This is a genomic window from Legionella jordanis (assembly GCF_900637635.1).
Lineage (GTDB): Bacteria > Pseudomonadota > Gammaproteobacteria > Legionellales > Legionellaceae > Tatlockia > Tatlockia jordanis.
Map to the genome: position 1 here is coordinate 1 of NZ_LR134383.1, position 20174 is coordinate 20174.

Consider the following 20174-nt stretch of genomic DNA (forward strand, 5'->3'; position numbering starts at 1 on the left):
GTGTCTGCAAATGTTTGGCAGAAATGTTTGGGGTTTTTGAAAGAGGAATATCCTCCCCAGCAATTCAATACATGGTTGAATCCTTTGCAAGCTGATTTTCAAGGAGCTAATTTGATTTTATTTGCCCCAAATCGCTTTGTTGTGGATTGGGTCAAAAAAAACTTCTATTCCAGAATCAAAGAATTAGTTTTGCAATTTGGCGCTGGAGTTATTTCCTCAGTAAGTATTGAAATTGGGCCAAAATCGGTTTCTGAGAATTCTGTTGAGCAAAGCCCTGCTGCTGCGATGTCAACTAACGCTCCTTCCAATGCCAGCAAACCCATGGCCAAAAAAACTGCTGAATACAAGAACAGCTATTTAAATAAGAAATTCCTTTTTGACAGTTTCGTGGAGGGGAATTCCAACCAGCTTGCTCGTGCCGCCTCATTACAGGTCGCCGAGCGTCCTGGTGAAGCGTATAATCCGCTGTTTATTTACGGGGGCGTTGGCCTGGGTAAAACCCATTTAATGCATGCCATTGGCAACACCATTTTAAGGAATAATCCAGAAGCAAAGGTGTTGTATCTGCATTCAGAACGTTTTGTTGCTGATATGGTCAAGGCATTGCAAACCAACTCAATTAATGAGTTTAAACGTTTTTACCGTTCTTTAAATGCTTTGCTCATTGATGACATTCAGTTTTTTGCTGGTAAAGACCGTTCGCAAGAAGAGTTTTTCCACACCTTTAATGCCTTGCTTGAAGGTCAGCAGCAAATTATTTTAACAAGCGATCGCTATCCTAAGGAAATTGAGGGCATGGAGGAGCGGCTAAAATCCCGCTTTGGCTGGGGCTTGACCGTTGCAGTAGAACCTCCTGAACTCGAAACTCGAGTTGCTATTCTAATCAGCAAGGCTGAACAATCCAACATCGAGTTGCCTTATGAAGTGGCATTTTTTATTGCCAAGCGCATCCGCTCAAACGTACGGGAATTGGAGGGTGCTCTAAGGCGAGTGATTGCCAATGCTCATTTTACCGGCAAACCAATTACCATTGACTTTGTACACGAAGCGCTCAGAGATTTGCTTGCTCTCCAAGATAAATTAGTCACGATTGAAAATATTCAAAAAACCGTTGCTGAGTATTATAAGGTCAAAGTGGCTGATTTATTGTCAAAGCGGCGCAGTCGCTCAATTGCACGTCCCCGGCAAATGGCAATGGCCTTGGCGAAAGAACTAACCAATCACAGTCTACCTGAAATTGGCGATCATTTCGGTGGGCGTGATCATACTACTGTAATTCATGCTTGCCGAAAGGTGAAAGAATTGATACAGAGTGAAAGTGATTTTGCCGAAGACTATAAAAATCTGATGCGAACTTTAACTTCATAGTTTGGATTGTCATGTTTGAATTAACACTTAGCAGGAATCACTTATTAAATCCTTTATTGGCTGTCGCTGGTGCTGTTGATAAAAAGCAGTCTTTGGCCATACTGTCCAACATTCTTCTTTATTGGGCGAATGATCAATTGCGCTTAACCGCCACCGATTTGGAAATGGAAATAACGGCCCGCATCGATTGTGCCAGCCACGGTTCATCGGCAAAAATTACTGTCCCTGCCAAAAAATTCATCGATATAATGCGTTCTCTGGATGAAGATGCCACACCTACTATCAGTTCAAAGGCAGGGACGGTGATTATCAGCTGCGGGAGAAGTCAATTTAAATTAGCTACTTTACCTGCAGAGGATTTTCCATCAAGTGACAACGATGTAAGCGACATTGAATTAACGGTTGCCCGGCAGGATTTAATTCATTTGCTGCAATCCACCCATTTCGCCATGTCGCAGCATGATGTTCGGATTTTTTTAAATGGTTTGTTGCTTGAGCTTGACTCCCAAGTCATTACGGCAGTGGCTACCGATGGTCATCGCATGGCTGTATGCAGATTGCCTTGTGATGCCGTTGACTCCCACCAGCGTTTTTTATTGCCCAGAAAATCCGTGCAGGAAATGTTAAGATTACTCAACAGCATTGAAGATGAGCATATTGCAATTTCGGCTGGCAAAGGCCATTTCAAATTGGACAGTCGTGAATTCAGCTTTCAATCCAGACTTATCGAAGCGCGCTTTCCCCCTTATGCCAAAGCTATTCCAAAGCAACAGGATAAATTTGTGTTGGTGGATCGCGATTTGCTCAAACGGGCATTGTCACGCATTATGATTTTAGCGCATGAAAAATCACGAGCCGTCATTTTGCACATGCAAAGCGGAACATTCACTTTAATCGCCAATAATCAGGAACAGGAAGAAGCGACGGAAACCCTTGAGGCTCATACCGACGGGAATGAAATCAAGATTGGTATTAACGCCAGTTATCTTCTTGACGTGCTCAATTATTTTGATGAAGGATTGGTTCGCTTATCGATGTCAGCCATGGATAGCAGCATTTTGGTAGAGTCACTGCAAGATGAACAATACCAATACATCATTATGCCTATGAAATTATGAGCCTTGCTCAGCTGCAAATTTATCATCTGCGAAATATAACAGCAGCTCGCCTGGATTTGCATCCTAAATTAAATTTTATCTTTGGTGCAAATGGCAGCGGAAAAACTTCTTTTCTGGAAGCGATTTATTTGCTAGGGACCGGCCACTCTTTTCGTAGTAGGGAGATTCTGCCGTTGATTACGCGAGAACAGGAAGCACTAACTGTTTTCGCCCGTACATCCTCTGATGAAACCATCAGTATTCAAAAGGCTCTTGGCTCGCCAACGCAGGTTCGTTTGAACGGCACCGCCTGCCAGGCAAGCAGTGAGTTAGCTCGTTTCCTGCCTTGCCAAATATTTTATCAGGACATTTTTCAAATCATTGATGCAGGCCCTGCTGTGCGTCGAGCAGTTCTGGACTGGGGGTTGTTTCACGTGAAACAAAACTACCATGACCTATGGAAACACTACAAACGGGCGTTGAAACAGAGAAATGCTTTGCTAAGACAACGAGCAAACAAAGAGCAGCTTTTGCCCTGGAATAAGATTCTTGATCAGTTTGGCAATGAACTTCATCAAGCGCGTTTGTCTTATGTGCAAAAGCTTCTCCCATTTTTTAATCAGATTTCATTAGAGTTAAGTAATATCCAATGCAGCTTTGAATATTTTAAGGGTTGGGACAGGCGAGAAACAGGAAAGAGTCTTTTACAAATTCTTGAAAGCAACTATGAACAGGATATTGCTCGGCAATTTAGTCAATATGGACCACATCAAGCCGATTTGCTGTTTCGGGTTGAGGCTAATGCCGCAAAACAATACTTATCACGTGGCCAACAAAAAATTCTACTCTTCGCTTTAAAATTAGCTCAAGCTCACTTGACGCAAAAACCTTGTTTATACTTGTTTGATGATTTCACATCCGAACTCGATGAAGCACATGTAAATCGCTTATTACAGCATATGAAGACCCTGTCAGGGCAAGTGTTTATCACAACGTTGGCACTGCCCTCACTGTCCAATCTGCCTGATGAATTTAAGCTTTTTCAAGTCGACAACGGCAGCGTTAAAGAAATAGAACGCTTAAATTGAAATTCTACATCTGCTTTTCAAATGAGTGAATGTGTTCATTGCCACAACAACATGTTGCTCTCAGTAGTAAAGGCAGGATAGCAAGAGAGTTCAGCGGACCATCAAATCCATGATTAGGTCTTAGCAAACCTGCTAAATGAACTTCTAAAATGGGCTATGGGTTTCGCAGCTTCACTGTGCATATTTTTTCATTTCCAACACTTTACTGAATGCAAACGTGCTTTTTGATTGAAGGAGTTTCGCCATGAAACCATTTTTGCGCTGAGCACTGACTGCAGGCAGGATTATTTTCTCGAGGGCAAAGCCGTCACAAATCTTGAGAGAAGTTTAAATGCCATACAAGGCTAGTCGGTTATGCAATTCAGTGCCCTAAATATTCTAATTTTTACTTATTTTTCACTTTGCTTTGGATCTGTGTTGTTTAATGTTTGTATTTATGAGCCGTTACTATTAAATTTAAAACTGGGTTTAAGCTAGTAAGTCGGATGCCCAATTGCTTGGCTAAAGACCATTTGACTTAAATTCTGATAGAGAGAGCTGTGTATGAAATGGGAACTGAGTAATGATACTAGTTTAGAAGTGCCCGCCATGTTATTCATTCATAAAAGTAGTAAAATGGTCGATTCATCCATCTCCGACCGTTAAATGGCCCTAGTTGCATCCTTACTACTCACCATTCGTTGATTCTAATTTTTGCTTCATTACTCGCCCAATTACTTGCTTCAGTAAATGAAAATGTTTCACGTGAAACAGTACATCATTGTTGCAATAGCCTCAGTAATCATATAAAAAAAATGATTTCGTGGTATAATATACTATTTGCTATTGCCAGTAGGCAACGAGGAGTTCTATGAGCGTTGGCGCCAGCTATGATTCGTCAAATATCAAAGTATTAAAAGGCTTGGATGCTGTTCGTAAGCGCCCAGGAATGTATATTGGTGATACTGACGATGGTACTGGTCTGCACCATATGGTTTTTGAAGTGGTTGATAACTCCATAGATGAAGCATTGGCTGGACACTGTCGTGAAATATATGTAACCATTCATGCTGATGAGTCAATTACTGTAAAAGATGATGGCCGCGGGATCCCCGTTGATATCCATAAAGAGGAAGGTCGCTCTGCGGCGGAAGTGATCATGACGATACTTCATGCCGGGGGTAAATTTGATGATAACTCCTATAAGGTTTCTGGTGGACTGCATGGCGTAGGTGTTTCAGTCGTGAATGCCTTGTCTGAAGAATTGCATCTTTTGATTCGCCGCAATGGCAAAGTGCATGAGCAACATTACCGCAATGGTGTACCCGATGCTCCCTTAACGGTAACGGGTGAGGCGAGTTCCACTGGCACCCAAGTTTGGTTTAAGCCGAGCTCGAATACATTTAGCAATATAGAATTCAACTACGATATTCTTGCCAAGAGACTACGAGAGTTATCATTCCTTAATTCTGGCGTTACCATTCATCTCTATGATGAACGTAGCCAAAAACGCGATACGTTCTGCTACGAAGGTGGCATCAAAGCCTTTGTCGAGCATCTGAACCGAAATAAAACCCCGATAATGCCAGTTGTTTTCACGCTCTCTGCTGAAAAGGATAGCATTGCGGTGGAATTGGCCATGCAATGGAATGACTCATATCAGGAAACCATTTTTTGCTTTACCAACAATATCCCACAACGGGATGGCGGCACGCATCTGGCCGGTTTTCGTGCTGCATTAACAAGAACCCTTAATTCCTACATTGAAAATGAAGGCTTTGCCAAAAAAGCAAAGGTTGCTACAACGGGGGATGATGCGCGTGAAGGATTGACTGCCGTGTTATCTGTAAAAGTCCCGGATCCAAAATTTTCCTCACAGACCAAAGATAAGTTGGTTTCATCGGAAGTAAAAGCGGCTGTTGAATCTCTAGTGGCAGAAAAATTAAACGATTTCTTACTTGAAAATCCAAACGTAGCGAAGTCAATAGTAGGCAAAATCATCGATGCCGCGCGGGCTAGAGAAGCTGCTCGCAAGGCCCGTGAAATGACCAGGCGAAAAGGTGCTTTAGATATTGCCGGTTTACCGGGTAAACTGGCCGATTGTCAAGAAAAAGACCCTGCGCTTTCCGAACTATATATTGTTGAGGGAGATTCAGCAGGAGGCTCAGCAAAACAAGGCCGTGATCGCAAATTCCAAGCCATTCTTCCTCTAAAGGGAAAAATTCTTAACGTTGAGAAAGCCCGTTTTGACAAAATGCTTTCTTCTCAGGAAGTGGCCACCTTAATTACTGCTTTAGGTTGTGGTATTGGTCCGGATGAATATGATCCGGATAAAATACGTTATCATCGGATCATTATCATGACCGATGCTGACGTCGATGGTTCCCATATTCGAACCCTGTTGCTGACATTTTTTTACCGGCAAGCGCCAGAATTAATTGAACGCGGATACATCTACATCGCGCAACCGCCCTTGTATAAGGTAAAACGAGGCAAGCAAGAGCAGTATGTCAAAGACGATGAAGCCCTATACGATTATTTGACTCAAAGCGCATTAGAAGATGCCCAATTTTTTCCAGGAAAGGACTTGCCAGCGATTTCAGCAGCCGCATTGGAAGATTTAGTGCTGAAATATCGCCGTGTGGAAAAAATCATCAAGCGCCATTCGCGTCGATATAATGTAGAAATTTTAAGAAGATTAATCTATCTGCCTATGCTTCATAATGATGACTTCAACCATCGCGAGATCATAAACAGCTGGGCAAATCAACTGCACTTAAGTTTACAGCAGCTTGGCAATAAAACTCAGCAATTTAAAGTAGCCGTTATTCACCATCAGGAAACGGACTATCATTTACCTCGAGTGAGCATCACTCAGCATGGAATGGATCATCATATCCTTTTGAATGCTGAATTTTTCTTCTCCAAAGATTACAAAGAAATGGCAGCTCTTGGCGCTAAATTATCAACTTTGATTGAAGAAGGCGCTTACATCAAGCGTGGTGAGAAAGTGCAAAATGTGGAGTCTTTTGAAGAAGTATTAAGTTGGTTAATGGATGAAGCCAAACGAGGACAAAGCATCCAACGATATAAAGGACTTGGTGAAATGAATCCGGAACAACTTTGGGAGACAACCATGGATCCTGAAGTCAGACGTATGCTGCAAGTGAGCATTGAAGATGCGGTTGCTGCTGACGAGATATTTACGACCTTAATGGGTGATCAGGTTGAGCCCCGTCGAGAATTTATCGAAAACAATGCATTGGAAGCAGAAAACATCGACATTTAAGTGGCAAAATTTCCTCCTTTCCGTATGCGATGTGCTTTGCTTAACCATTATGGTAGCAAAGCACATCGCATTAAATTAAAAGCATGATCGGATGGAAAGGGGCCGTTCAATAATAACCCCCAAACCCTCTAAAGCATTGCCCGAAATGAATCGAATGATAAGACAGGATTCTCTAGTCTATAAAGCCCCTGCAGTGCAATCATGGGATAGCTCATTCAAAATAATTCATTCGAAAATACCGATCTGCGATGTTCAATGAATTTTATTCAGGTTCCTAATCCTTCGGTGATCAGCGTGTGAAGAATCGGTTCATTAGAATGAGCAACGTCTGGTGTATCGCTAATGAAATTATCAAAAAAATGTGATTATAAATTAATCAATTATGGACTTCATATAATTGCTCACCAATTGATGCCCCGAATAGGTCATGAAATTTAATTTGCAATTAAAAACAATCAGCGAAGAATTTCTTGCAAGTTCAATGACCAGAGTGGGATTGTATTCCCAATCCAATCTCGTATATTAAGAAGAAGGCATTATGCCTTAATTAGCTCTAAATTTAGATTTATTAAATATCCCAACGCAAGACTCGATACTGCTCCAGTGCTGAGGGGAGTAAAGTTATTCAATCCCGTTTGAACCAACAGTGATTTTAACCCATATAGTAGGCGAAAATTAAATTTGGAATCTGAATGTCTTAATTAGAAACGGTATAAAATGAAAAATAATCATTTTTCTACAACAAATTGATGATGTTGCAGGATACCCGATTGAAGAGCCCCAAAGGAGCAAGAGACGGAAGTGATTGTTGATTATTATTCCAAGTACCCAACAGGGAGTTCCTTGTAATCCACGAACAGTTCGCTTCTAAAAAGCTTAAGAGCCCTATTCGAAAGGTGCGACTATCTAAGATTAATTCGTATCGAACAATTCTTTGTAAAGTAAAAGTTGGATATCATCACCAAGAGCTTTCCACTTTCCAAATAAGCATCGAAGGTAGAGGCTGTTTTTATGTTGACTTTATTTGAAGGATTTTCATATGTGTACAATGACGATAACTAAACGTTTTAGTTTAATATTTTTATTAGCATTTGGTATCAATGCAACACTTAAAGCTAGTTCATTAAAAATGGAACAATACTTAAAACAACCAGCAGTTGGAATGGTGCTACATTACCAAGCATAACCCCGGGTCAAACTGAATTTAGTATTCTCCGCTTCAAATTCCACCCGGATCTAAAACATCGATACATTTACATCCAATGAATGGTGCAGGTTATATTCTCTCGGGTGAGTTGACAATGTATGCCACTGACGATCCCCACGGTAGCTTTGCTGACAAATCCAAGGTTAAAAAAATAGACTAAAAACCGGACAGACATGGACAAAAACAGTAAATACTTGGCATTACGGAGAAAATAATAGCAATAAAGATGTAGACTTAATTCTATTTTTCGTAGGTCCAGTTAAAACCCCTATAGGCTTATCGCTGATGGATAGAGCCTTTTTTACAAGCTTGGAAGCTCCTAGGTGCAAAGTCTACTCCAATGTGTAGCAACAAAAAATCAAACCATTTTAGTAAGTAGTGTGGATATGCACGATACCTTAGCTACAGCCAACGACGTTTCGGCTGTAGCCAGATTAAGACCTCAAGCAATTGCATTATTGAGAAACAGTTAGCCACAGCCGCCACAAACAACTCAATAGTTTTTCGGCCTAGAAAATTGATTTTTTGGTTTATTGCATTCAATTGAGTAAAAAGGCACAAAAATTTATGTTCCTGATGGCTTATCAAGAATATATTCCTGTCTTATGGGTCTTAAAAGAAGAATGTTGTGCTATAAGGCCTACAGCTAAGAACATCGAATCGATTGGGAATAAAAAAATTAATGGAACAATTTGGCACAAGTAATAGATGGGATTAAGAGTATTTGGGTGCTGGACGATCGATAGAAACGACATCCACGTATAATTACATCCTTAAGCTCTGATGGAAAAAGGCCGCATCCTTACGGCGAAGCACATCCATTGTGCTGGTCCCTTAGTTGACATCCTGTCAGACAATCCATGTCAAATCCTTATGTACTGAGTATAACTCTTCCACGGTTGATGTCATGGGGAAATGGCATTTATGAATTGTAAGAAATTTCTCAAATCAAGTGAGGTTTTATCTGAGGGGAAAGCATGGCCTTACTAGCCAAAGGCCATGGCTGAAGGTAATTAGGAAATCGAGAGTGAAGCTTTGTCTTTGGCTTCTTCTTTTTTGTCGGCGTCAGAGCCTTGAGCTGATTGTTCAACGTGGAAGCAATAACGCAGATTGCCATAAGGGGAGAGTTTTCGTTCTTGCTGCTTTGATTCAGCGAGTTTGCCAAATTGCCTGTTAACTTCTTTAAATAGCACTTGTTGCTGATAGGCAACAGGATTCAGCTGTTCGAGCTTTTTAGCGATTAGCGAATGATATTCGCAGGGAGCATTGGCTAAGCGCTCAGCAAGGCTGTCTATATTTTTTAAATTCACAGCGACAAATGAAGAGAATTCATGGAAAAGCCCTGCATCGAAATCTCGGCTTTGAAACGCTTGGTAAGGAGTATCACCATCCAATTGTTCCAATAAACGCTTAAGGATGGCGATGCGGTTACAGGTTTCTGAAAATGGCGTGTGATGGAAGACGACGCGGATGCGTTTGAATACTTCTTCCGATTTCTCATTGGATGCGGTTTGCAAGATACGCATGGCCAGCGGGTGGGCATGTTGATTTGCCAATGTTTGCGAAAGCCTTTGGAATTGTATTAATTCATCAAATTTAAGTTGATTCGTAAAAACAGTCTGGGGTTCTTGTTGCTGCGGGTCTAATATCAAATTGAAATAATGTTTTATTTTAATAGCATGCTCTAAGTATGGGGCAAAAACAGGGGCTGATTGCTTGAGTTTATCCATTTGTACCTCAATGAAGGCCATGCACTCTGGCGGGCAAGCTAACATGAGCTTAGTAGCCAATTCAATCGACTGCCTTGAACTCATTAGCTGCAAGCTGTCGCTGCTCTCGCATAAAGAATCATCCTTTAGCAAAGATTCATAAATATGCTCATCCTTCATTTCTAATAAATCAGTGAGTGCGAATTTTGTCATGAAAATCTCCTTATTTGCTGATGAAGAACTAAGTTGGAATTAAGAGTAAAGATTTTACAACTTAGGGACTCGTAATTGGACAAACAGTGTCCAAATGAATCCAGGGTCTATAGTATCTAATTTGATTGAGCATGTAATTAGCAAAGAGTGAATTTTAAGAATTAAATAGATGGTTAAAAATAATACAAATCGCTTCTATACTTATACAACCAGCAGTAGCCTCTGAGTGCATCTATGAAACTTAACCTACAATCTTTAGAAGCCATCTGTGGAGACAGTAAGCAAGTAGTGGTTTATGGTTTTAATGTGTTCCAATATCACGAGCTTTGCCAAGCCATTAATGAGAGCTCAGATATAAAAGCATTTAACTCAGATACTTATGAGTATAAAAATAGTTTTTCAGACAAACGTCAGAAATATCAAATGAACAGGCATTTCAAAGAGCTTATCAATGATTTGGTTCTTGAAAATTATAAAAGGATACAAAAAGGTGAGGCGATTGTCCCTTTAATTTTTGTTGTGGGTTTGAATAATAAAAATTAGTTATTGCAAAAGTAGCCGAAAGAGAAGATCCCTATGAAAAAGGAGTTACCCAAGCAGAATTGAGAAGATGCTTTAAAATAGCCCATGAATTTGGAGAGCGATTCAGTGAAGTTGCCAAGCAAACGTTCAAATTTGTGGAACTAACAGGCGATGAAAATGGCTATGAATTGAAGACAGTACCCCCTTTTTGGCAAGACAAGCTCTGGCAAGAACTCTGGCGAGAACGGAAAGAAAGCACAGTCACTGATGATGCAAGCGGGAATAAGAACCTATTCTGGCGGGAAAATTACAAAAAATTAATCGACGACTCCACAGAGGAGAGCAAGGACGACCAGATTAAAAAACAACCCCAATAAGACAAAACTGACTACAAATTCAATGCCCCAGGATAGAACTGTGATCAAAGCATCTTAAGGGAAAGCCGCCTGCATTGTGCATGGTCTATATTAAAAATAAACAAAAAGATTATTTTTATATCCATGAGACACAATTAGATAGGTGCTTAATGAAAGAAAACACCGGCACAACTACTGAAGATTCCATGAGTCAAGATGGAAGCGTAGGCGTTGAAATGGTGAGCGCCAATGATACGGTAAGCACGGAGAATGCACAGCTTAATTCAGTTATCAAAGTTCAAAGCCTGATTAGAAAATACCTTACCCAAAAACGTTACCGGTTTAACCAGTCGCCTAAGGACCAAATGACTGAGTATATGGCCTTTTTATTGGGCAATGATCCCAATATTGAAGGTCTTAATCACCATGCTCCAAAGGAAGGAGGGGTTGCACTTGTGGCTACTTCCGCTTTCCGTGCGATTAAAATTGCCTGTGAGCTGTCGGTCAAAGATCGCTCCGTCACACCAAGAATTTTCATCGTTGATAACAGCCAAAAAGTGCATGATGCTTGGACTTCCCTTAAAAAAAGCGCTGAACAATCCAGTGCACCGGAATTTTTTGAACAGCTCTCCCAATATTTAATTCAAGAAGAAAATAAGGGTTATCGTGCGTTTAAAAAATATTCCTGCGAATGCGCAGACAGCCAAACGCATCCTCCGCAGGATCCTTTTAAGTTCTGGGGCGAGCTTATTGATTTATACACTTACGATTACTTACAAAAGCTAATAGCAAATACCATTTGCATCAAACAATCCTTCGCAGATGCTGCAAGCTTTATCAAAATAAAAAATCACATCCAGGATTTAAGTATAAAAAATACGTTTGTATATGCTTCCAACATTCTTTGTGATATTTACTGGACAGCCCTGCAATATCGACCCCTGGTCAATGTTATTTTGGAAAACATTGAATTGCTTGAACCCAAACTGGCTATTCACACCGACATTTGCCGCAAGCATTGGGAGCCTAAACGATTTTTTCTTATTGATAATCAAGCACCAGCCCATGTCAGGCAGATTTTAAAACTGGGTAAACCAAGTGCAAGCGTGCAACCACCATTAAACAATGCACAGCCAGATTCTCAGGAAGAGGGAAATCAACTCACGCGCTCCAATTTAGAGCAATAAAATTGCACATGCGCATATAAAATCTAAAGTTTTATTTCTTAAAGACGACTATACTAATGAAGTAGTTGCCTGAATAAAATAAGAATAAGGAGTGGGCAATGTCTAAAAATCATCTCTTACAGGATCCCTTCTTGAATGAATTAAGAAAGGAAAAAATTCCCGTTTCTGTTTTTTTAGTAAACGGAATTAAATTGCACGGAATAGTGGATTCCTTTGATCAATATGTAGTCATGCTTAAAAATTCCGTAACCCAAATGGTATATAAACATGCCATTTCCACGGTGGTACCATCCCGCATGGTAAAAATACCTGCTGGAGATGATGAAGAAAATGTGGCAGACTAACTGACTTATTTTAAAGCGGAATATACCTTGTTTGAAAGACCCCAAGGTGGTGAGCGAGCCATCTTAGTGCAGCTGGCATTGCCTGAAATAGATGCTGAAAAGGCTCTGGAAGAATTTAAGGAGCTGGCGATTTCCGCCCAGGCAGAGGTGGTTGGCTGCGTTTTAGGGAGGCGCTCGACCCCAGAAGCAAAATACTATGTAGGTTTGGGAAAGGCTGAGGAAATTCAACAGCAAGTACAAGCCCTGCAAGCAGACTTGGTTCTAGTCAATCACGAATTGTCGCCCTCCCAGGAGCGGAATTTAGAGCGCCTTTTTCAATGTCGAGTCGTTGATCGCAGCGGATTAATTCTGGATATTTTTGCGCAGCGGGCTCGGACTTTCGAGGGTAAATTGCAAGTTGAACTCGCACAACTGCAACATTTGTCCACTCGCTTAGTTAGAGGTTGGACCCACCTCGAACGCCAAAAGGGAGGGATAGGTCTTCGAGGTCCTGGAGAAACGCAGCTGGAGACTGATCGCCGTTTATTAAGAGAGCGAATTCGCTCCATTAACAAGCGTTTGGAAAAGGTGAGGAAAAGCCGTGATCAAAACCGCCGAGCGCGAAAGAAGGCAGCGATGCCTACAGTTTCTCTAGTTGGCTATACCAATGCAGGCAAATCCACGCTGTTTAATGCGTTAACCGGGGAGCAAATTTACGCGGCCAATCAGCTTTTTGCAACCCTTGATCCGACCATGCGAAAAACTGAACTTCCGGGCGCTACATCCGTCATTCTAGCTGATACAGTAGGGTTCATAAGAGATCTGCCACATCAATTAATTGAAGCTTTCCGTGCAACGCTCGAAGAGACGCAAGAAGCCGACTTATTATTGCATGTAATTGACATTTCTGATCCTCATTGGCGAGAAATGGCAGCAGCTGTTGGGCAGGTTTTACTTGAACTGGGTGTGCAAGATATTCCAATCATCCAGGTGTTTAACAAAATTGATCAGCAAGAAGGCTGGCAAGCAAAAATAGATCTTCAGGATGGTGCATACAAAGTATGGCTGTCGGCGAAAACTGGTGAAGGCCTGGACTTATTAAGAGAGGCAATAACCAAACAGCTGCAAGGAGGCATTTTAGAAGAGGAGATTGTACTAACCCCTCAGGATGCCAAATTACGTTCTGAACTGTACGCAATCCATGCTGTACTGGATGAAAAAATTGAAGAGGACGGATGGCGTTTAACAATTAAATTAACCAAAGAACAGAAGCAAAAATTATTCCTTAAAGAAAGTAGGGAGCAAAAGCACTCGTGATTATTGCTCCCTTCGAGGTTTGAATACTTTTAATGATTGAGCAGGATTTTATCCTTCAGCTTCATTTAAAATCAGCGGTTGATAATGCCGTAGATATTCAAAAGTCTGTTCTGCTTTCCGATAACAGTCATCCCAAAATACTACGCTGCAAGAGCTGTCCAACAAACTTACAGCTTGCTCCATTTTCTCTCCAGACTGGACATAATGGTTGAGGTTGTTATTAATGGAAATGCTTGGCTGCTTAATTTCGAGCAGGGTTCCTTTGACTTTGGGAAAGGTTACCCAACCAGCAAAAGTTTCACTCTGTTCTATGCCTAACTCTTGATCAGGATACATTTGGACATGATAGTGCAATTCTTCAAGGTGTCTATTGAAAATAAGCTTATACATATCGGGCACCAAAGCACCGGGTGTTCTCGCTGCGGCCTCAAGGAAAATAAACTCACCCGATTTATGGTCTTTGAACACCTCAAGATGAAAAGCAGATGAGAACTGACCTAGACAGGTTAAAGCGTTTTCAGAAAAGGCCCTTAGTTGTGCGAATAAAACGCTGTCATTAATCGGCAGACTACCCATGGGCGAACCTTTTGAAAATTTCGCCAGTGGCCAAGCGTATTTGCCTGCCATAAAAAATTCAATGCGATGTTCACGTATGATGACGTCACAATGAAATAAGTCGCCTTCGATGAATTCATCAATTTCAAAATCCCAGGATTTGCCTACGATGCTGTTCAACACATTACGCAATGTTTTAACATCCGGAACATGGTAAGTATCAATACTGCTAACCAGATCGATGGGCTTGATGAACATTGGAAAGCCGATGTATTCAATAACTGAAGACAGATAGGCTTCAGGATTGTCCTGAAAGCTGGTTTTATCAAAGGACAGAAAGCGGGGGGTCCTTATTTTTCCGGCAAGTTTGCTCTTTGAAACCAGTTTATTCACAAAAGGCAAAACCTGCTCGCTGTTATTACCTGGAATGCCGTATTTTTCTCTTAATGTGGCACAAGTGAGTTGAGTGCTGTCCTCATTGGTGAGCAATCTTATATTTTTCGTATCATAGCGTTCTAAAATGTTTAATAAAATCGTTTCAACCTCATTTAGATCGGGTTGATGAAAATTCCGATGGATACCATGAATTTCTTGAAACAGCTTTTGGTTATCATCTGACAGGTGCTGCAGACAATAGTCACTACCAATCAGAATAAATGTAGAGTCTTGATCTTCCTTTAACTGGGATAGATTGGACTTAATTGGGACTACATTATATAAAAACACATAAATAGTCATTTTCCCTTCCTATATGTAAATTTTGCGGCTTTATTTTAACATATTTCACGCATATTGAATAAAATTTATAACATATGCCTTTATTTTCATATGGTTAAAGTCAATGTCGATTAAAAAGTTAGCCAATGTGACTCATTGAGGACAATTAAATATTAGAATGGAGTCTGGTAGAGCGCCTAAATAGCACAGGCAGGGTTCAATAATGATAAAACGCATTATGATTATGGGTCGAAGCGGCAGTGGCAAGTCGACGTTTGCTTATCAATTGCAGCAAAAAATGAAGTTACCCTTACATCACCTGGATAAATATTTCTTTACTGACTTTTGGGTGGAACGGGATTATCAGCAGTTCCTGGACATTCAACAATCCCTCGTCGCTCAAGAACAATGGATTATTGATGGCAATGCAATACAATCTTTTGAAATGCGGTATAAACGTGCCCAAATCTGCATTTACTTTAATTTCCCCAAATATCTTTGCTTTTGGCGGGTTTTTAGAAGATTTTGTTTCAAGGATAAGAGAATCGACGATAGACCAGAAAATTGTCCTGAAACAATCAGTTGGTCCTTAATAAAATACATGTGGAATTTTGAGCATCGAGTTGCACCTATTTTATCGCGATTGAAAAGTGATTATCCTAAGGTGTGTTTCGTGGAGGTTTGCTCCGATAGGGATTTAAAACACATTGATAAACTCCTTGGATTAAAGCGCCAACAACGAATTACGGAGTTTGACTAACGACCACCGTCCTTAGTGAAGTTCAAATCTCATTGAACAACGCCCAAGCGAATGGATGGTTTTTCGGGGGCAGACGGGCTTGCCTGCGATGGAAGCCCTAGCAAATTGTTCTATGCTATTTAGATGGAACTACAACAAAGTCAGTAAATGAGCTCCAACTTAAATATAAAAAAGAAATCCGATATTTTCGAGCTGCTGTTCAACAGTATGCCGTTTACCTATATTTTTTGGAAAAATCGCAAAGGGGTTTATATGGGTGCCAATAGCAATCAGATTGCTATTTTTGGCCATGATGGCAAAAGCTTTGTAGGCAAAACAATTTTTGAGATTCTCAATGATTATGAATCGGCCAAATTAATCGATGACATCGATAATAAAATCATGGAGGATGGCGTGCCGGTAATTCTTGAAGAACCTGTGGTCACTCCGCAGGGAGAACAACGAATTTTTTTATCGCAAAAGCACCCCATCCGCAACCACAATGATGAAATCATTGGTTTGTTAGGCTTTTCTCTGGATATTACCGAACGAAAAAAAATGGAGGATGATTTAAGACGCTCTAAAGAGCTAGCGGAAGAAGCAAGCAAGGCCAAAACGGAATTTTTAGAAAACATGCGGCATGATCTACGCACCCCTCTTACAGGCATTGTCGGATTTTCAGAAATTTTAAAAACTGAATTTGATGACCCGCGGGTTCAAGAGTATGCGGATAATTTAATTGCCTCAAGCCATGCTTTGCTAGAGTTGATGGATGAAGTGCTTGAGGCCATAAGGGTGAGCTCGGGTGAAATTCCAAGGTTAAAAAAGAAATTTAACCTTAAAAAAATTTTAGAGCAGGTTTTGGCCTTAAATCGCGCCAAGGCTGCGCAAAAAAAATTGGATTTGGAGCTTTATTTCGATGAAGCAATCCCGCGATATTTAATAGGCGACAAAATTCGAATTCACCGCATCACGTTGGAGCTTATCGCAAATGCTTTAAACTTTACTAATCAGGGCCATGTGAAATTATCGGCCTTATTGGCAAAACGCAATGAGCGCGAAGTCATTCTTAAATTGATTGTGGAGGATACAGGCATTGGTATACCCAAAGATAAGCAACATGAAATTTATGTACAATTTAAGCGATTAACTCCCTCTTACCAAGGAATTTATAAAGGTGTGGGACTTGGTCTTTCAGTTGTGAAACAGTTCATAGATGAATTGGACGGTGAAATTTATGTGGAAAGTGAAAATAGGGAGGGAAGCCGATTTACCTGTGTAATCCCCTTACAGGAAGCTCTTCTTGAGGAAGATTTTGGCACGGATGACGAATTGGATGAGGCAACGGATTATTCCTATTTCAGAACTTGTAAGCAAACCAAAACGCCCACACAGGAACAGAGTGCCAACCAACAACACCGCGTTCTTGTGGTGGAAGACAATGAGATTGCTCAAATTGTTGCCAAGACAATATTAGGTCAGCTTAAATGTGATGTTGATATTGCGGACTGCGGTAAAAAAGCCCTTGAGCAATGGAAAAATAATAACTATGACTTGATATTCATGGATATTGGTCTGCCTGATATCAATGGTTATGAAGTCACCCATCTTATACGCGTCCAGGAATTAGCAAGAAAGACCCACACGCCCATCATTGCCCTTACGGCTCATGCTGGAGAAGAGAACAAAAAACACTGCATTGAGTCTGGCATGAATGCGGTATTAACCAAGCCTTTGACCGCTAAAAATTGCATGGATATTGTGGACGCATTCATCCCCAAAAGACAACCGGACAGTGCCAGAGCTAAGGCTGATCAATCAGACTTTTTTAATGAAGAAGAATGGTTCGATTTAAGCCACTTTCCAGTGTTGGATGTCGAGGAAGCGAAAAAAACAATCGCCAATGACTCCATGCTGGTGGAGATGCTGACTTTTATGGTAAATGAATCCCTTCCGAAAGATTTGAAGCTGATGAAAGAAGCTCACGAAAATAACAATTGGGATAAGGTGCAGCAAATTGCCCATAAAATTAAAGGGGGTGCTGTTTATGTAGGAACGATTAAAATTAAAATGGCTTGTCAAAACTTTGAACGCTATTGGAAAGCCGGAAAATGTGAGTTACTTGAGCAATTGTACCAACAAATTCTCTCTGCCATTGATGAAAGCCAGAAAGAAATCAAGGCTTGGTTAATGCATCGTTAACCCGCAAGAAGCTTTCCCCGTCCAGCATGGCCAAATACTGCTGAGCTAGGATTTCTGGCCGATGACTTCGTTCAAACTCAATAGCGTTTGCGGCCCAAAAAGTGTTTGACTGAGTTTGCCTTCAGGATTAAAAACAAACGTTGCAGGAACCCCAGGAATATTTTTTAAATGAAGGGCTTGGGCTGGATCGTTCTGCAGGGAAGGGTAGTTAATTCGATGTTTTTTAATTAATTGCAGTTGTTCTTCAGCCGCTAACATATCAAAATTAACCGCAAATAAGGCTACATCCTTTTTTTGATGCTCGTAAAATCGGTTGAGTGCATGGATTTCATCAAGGCAGGGCTGACACCAACTGGCCCAATAATTAATAAAAACCCATTTACCCTTTAAACTGCTAAAGGGGATTTTCTGACCATCCAAGGTGGTAAGAATGACATCGGCAGCTTGAGCCCACTGAAACGTCAAAAGCCAAAGAAGAGCAAACACCACAGCTTTGCAAGCAGACATTATGCTACCTTGTTTTTAAAAAATTAGTTAATTATTCTACCAGAACGGCTTGAGATCAAGAATTTTGACCTAAAAGCAAAAGGATGTTTGGCTAACTATAAGTTTTGATTCGCCCACTTTATTCCTAAACAGGGTGAGCGAATCGTGGCCTTGTTACAAAGACATTTGCTTATCAAGACTTGGCGCTTCTTCGGAGAAGTCCGTTTTTTGTCGTTTTGCAAGCAGGCTGTTACGGCTTAAACCCTCCAGCAATTGTTCTCGGCTTCCTGATTTGTTCCATGAGGTGCTCGCTGGTTTAGAACAGAGCTCAACTTCACAGCTTGGGCTTGGAATTGGTGCGCGATCGGGATTAAGAACTTGCTCTTCTTGTTCAATTCGAAGCAGTTCTGCAGCGGAGGGGGCTTGCACCTTGCCTTCGTAAATAAAAGGCAACAAGCGCAATTTGGCTGTCAGCCAGAAAGCATCCCATTTATTTTTAATTTCGACATAACCCCATTGTCCAGGAGCGGCTTGCATTTTTTTATAATCCAATGGAGACAGGGTTTTGACCACACTCAACTGTTCCCTGTAATAGATTTTTAAATCATCACCTAAAAGAATGACAGGCTGCAGTTGTCGAACATTGAAATCCACATCGGGAAGATATTCAAGGCCGCCATAATTCTTAGGCTTTGGCATGGGCTCTCCGGCCAGCACATGTTGCAAGTCAAGCAGAGAGGCTTGCATGCCAGCCAAACAAGCCTGTTTATTGTGGTGATTCAAACAGCCATCAAAACTGCCATCCCCGCCAGCGGGAGTTGGGGCTTCAGTCGGCGAAGGAGTCGGATCATAAGGTTTTTTAGTCAACACTCCGAGGCGGTTTAATTCGTTGTGTAAATTATTCGCTAAAATGTTTCCCCATACGCCAAACCGCTCGCCCAGTAACACCCGCAAATCTCCGACCATGGCCATATGGCCTGCGGCAAAATGATCGGAGTAATAATGAAACACAAACAATTCCAGGCACAAGGCCAGGGCTTGATAACGATGCATCAATTCTTGGATGCTTTCTTGATTTAACTCCTGGTTTTCTTCCTTTAAATTGTGAATGAGATTTTGGAAATCGGGATTGTTGGATTGATAAGCACTGTCTTTTAGGCATTGACCCAATTCAAAAGCCAGCCGCGCATAACTCAATGCTTGACTGTGTCCCAGTACATAGACTCGTACGGCCCAGGGTGTAAAATGGGTTTGATTGCGGTTTAACATTTCACCGTAATCTTTGACTCTGAGGAAAAACATTAATTGCTTGACGTAGTCATTTAAGGTGCTGGAAAAAGGAATATAGGTGCTGCCATCGATCTTATAAATTCGGTCAATGTCTTTTCTTGTAACAGCGGGTGAAGCGAGGCTGTTATAGGCGTTGAGGAATGCTTCCTCCTCTTCTGGTTGTAGCGGTTTCTCAATGAGGTATTCCCCCATGGATCTGGATGAATTATGGCTGAAAGAAGCGGCTGTTTTGAAACTGTGAAAGCTGGGTAAATCCAGTTTCATGTTCCAATTTCTGTCGGTGAAAAAGTCGGCTGCCATGGCTATGATCTCGCCGGCTGACATTTCTAAGTTCATGGGAGAGGGAAGACCATTTTCACAGCGTTGCAATTTTATGTGCAGCGTCCCTTGTTCATCAATTCGTAGATAAGGATTATTGACTAAATTCTCAAAACGAAGCCTATTGCCTAATTCAGTGTGTTCATTGGTATTCACAGGAAGCTCCTTTTCCTATTCTTGATTTTTTAGCATAGTGTAAGAAAAACAAATTG

At 41.1% G+C, this 20174-nt stretch carries 15 protein-coding genes; 11 read left to right on the plus strand and 4 right to left on the minus strand.

The features are described from left to right. The 4 genes from dnaA to gyrB all read left to right on the plus strand — a co-directional run bounded on the left by dnaA (window position 1) and on the right by gyrB (window position 6821). Window positions 1-1368 (plus strand): chromosomal replication initiator protein DnaA, encoded by a 1368-nt coding sequence (gene dnaA, locus EL203_RS00005; protein ID WP_058471592.1) that lies wholly within the window; start codon window positions 1-3, stop codon window positions 1366-1368. 11 nt (window positions 1369-1379) lie between these two features. Further along, on the plus strand, window positions 1380-2486 hold the full coding sequence (gene dnaN, locus EL203_RS00010) for a DNA polymerase III subunit beta (RefSeq protein ID WP_058471591.1): 1107 nt from the start codon (window positions 1380-1382) through the stop codon (window positions 2484-2486). After that, entirely contained in the window at window positions 2483-3553 is a 1071-nt protein-coding gene (gene recF / locus EL203_RS00015; protein ID WP_058471590.1) for a DNA replication/repair protein RecF, read from the plus strand. Before dnaN ends, recF begins: the two co-directional genes overlap by 4 nt. An 850-nt stretch (window positions 3554-4403) precedes the next feature. After that, window positions 4404-6821 carry a DNA topoisomerase (ATP-hydrolyzing) subunit B gene (gene gyrB / locus EL203_RS00020; RefSeq protein WP_058471589.1) on the plus strand — a complete coding sequence of 806 codons (2418 nt, stop codon included), beginning with the start codon at window positions 4404-4406 and terminating at the stop codon, window positions 6819-6821. 2220 nt (window positions 6822-9041) lie between these two features. Here gyrB and EL203_RS00025 read toward each other — a convergent pair. Beyond that, entirely contained in the window at window positions 9042-9950 is a 909-nt protein-coding gene (locus EL203_RS00025; protein ID WP_058471587.1) for a hypothetical protein, read from the minus strand. A 234-nt stretch (window positions 9951-10184) separates the two neighbouring features. On the opposite strand from EL203_RS00025, the gene EL203_RS00030 reads away from it, so the two are divergent. From EL203_RS00030 to hflX, 5 genes are all read left to right on the plus strand, one after another. Then, the gene (locus EL203_RS00030; RefSeq protein ID WP_058471586.1) at window positions 10185-10493 is read left to right on the plus strand and encodes a hypothetical protein; all 309 of its coding nucleotides are present in this window, start codon (window positions 10185-10187) and stop codon (window positions 10491-10493) included. 59 nt (window positions 10494-10552) lie between these two features. Further along, complete coding sequence (locus EL203_RS00035; protein ID WP_058471585.1) at window positions 10553-10849, plus strand: hypothetical protein; 297 nt, start codon at window positions 10553-10555, stop codon at window positions 10847-10849. Window positions 10850-10998: 149 nt separating this feature from the next. Continuing rightward, a complete protein-coding gene (locus EL203_RS00040) occupies window positions 10999-12015 on the plus strand; it encodes a hypothetical protein (RefSeq protein WP_126320068.1) in 1017 nt (338 codons plus the stop codon). A 98-nt stretch (window positions 12016-12113) separates the two neighbouring features. After that, on the plus strand, window positions 12114-12359 hold the full coding sequence (gene hfq / locus EL203_RS00045; protein ID WP_058471583.1) for an RNA chaperone Hfq: 246 nt from the start codon (window positions 12114-12116) through the stop codon (window positions 12357-12359). 27 nt (window positions 12360-12386) lie between these two features. Then, window positions 12387-13655 carry a ribosome rescue GTPase HflX gene (gene hflX, locus EL203_RS00050; RefSeq protein ID WP_058471582.1) on the plus strand — a complete coding sequence of 423 codons (1269 nt, stop codon included), beginning with the start codon at window positions 12387-12389 and terminating at the stop codon, window positions 13653-13655. 48 nt (window positions 13656-13703) lie between these two features. Here hflX and EL203_RS00055 read toward each other — a convergent pair whose 3' ends face one another. Next, window positions 13704-14948, minus strand: coding sequence for an ATP-grasp domain-containing protein (locus tag EL203_RS00055; RefSeq protein ID WP_058471581.1), 1245 nt, complete (start codon window positions 14946-14948; stop codon window positions 13704-13706). Between the two features lie 202 nt (window positions 14949-15150). Here EL203_RS00055 and EL203_RS00060 point away from each other — a divergent pair, with 202 nt between their 5' ends. Both EL203_RS00060 and EL203_RS00065 read left to right on the plus strand, forming a co-directional pair. Further along, window positions 15151-15687: a P-loop NTPase family protein gene (locus tag EL203_RS00060; RefSeq protein ID WP_232003968.1), complete on the plus strand. Its 537-nt coding sequence runs from the start codon at window positions 15151-15153 to the stop codon at window positions 15685-15687. Window positions 15688-15834: 147 nt separating this feature from the next. Next, the gene (locus EL203_RS00065; RefSeq protein ID WP_058471580.1) at window positions 15835-17868 is read left to right on the plus strand and encodes a response regulator; all 2034 of its coding nucleotides are present in this window, start codon (window positions 15835-15837) and stop codon (window positions 17866-17868) included. A gap of 45 nt (window positions 17869-17913) precedes the next feature. Here the strand turns inward: EL203_RS00065 and EL203_RS00070 are convergent, their stop codons facing one another. Beyond that, a complete protein-coding gene (locus tag EL203_RS00070; protein WP_058471579.1) occupies window positions 17914-18375 on the minus strand; it encodes a TlpA disulfide reductase family protein in 462 nt (153 codons plus the stop codon). A gap of 153 nt (window positions 18376-18528) precedes the next feature. Further along, on the minus strand, window positions 18529-20118 hold the full coding sequence (locus EL203_RS00075; protein ID WP_058471578.1) for a hypothetical protein: 1590 nt from the start codon (window positions 20116-20118) through the stop codon (window positions 18529-18531). Between the last annotated feature and the right edge of the window lie 56 nt (window positions 20119-20174).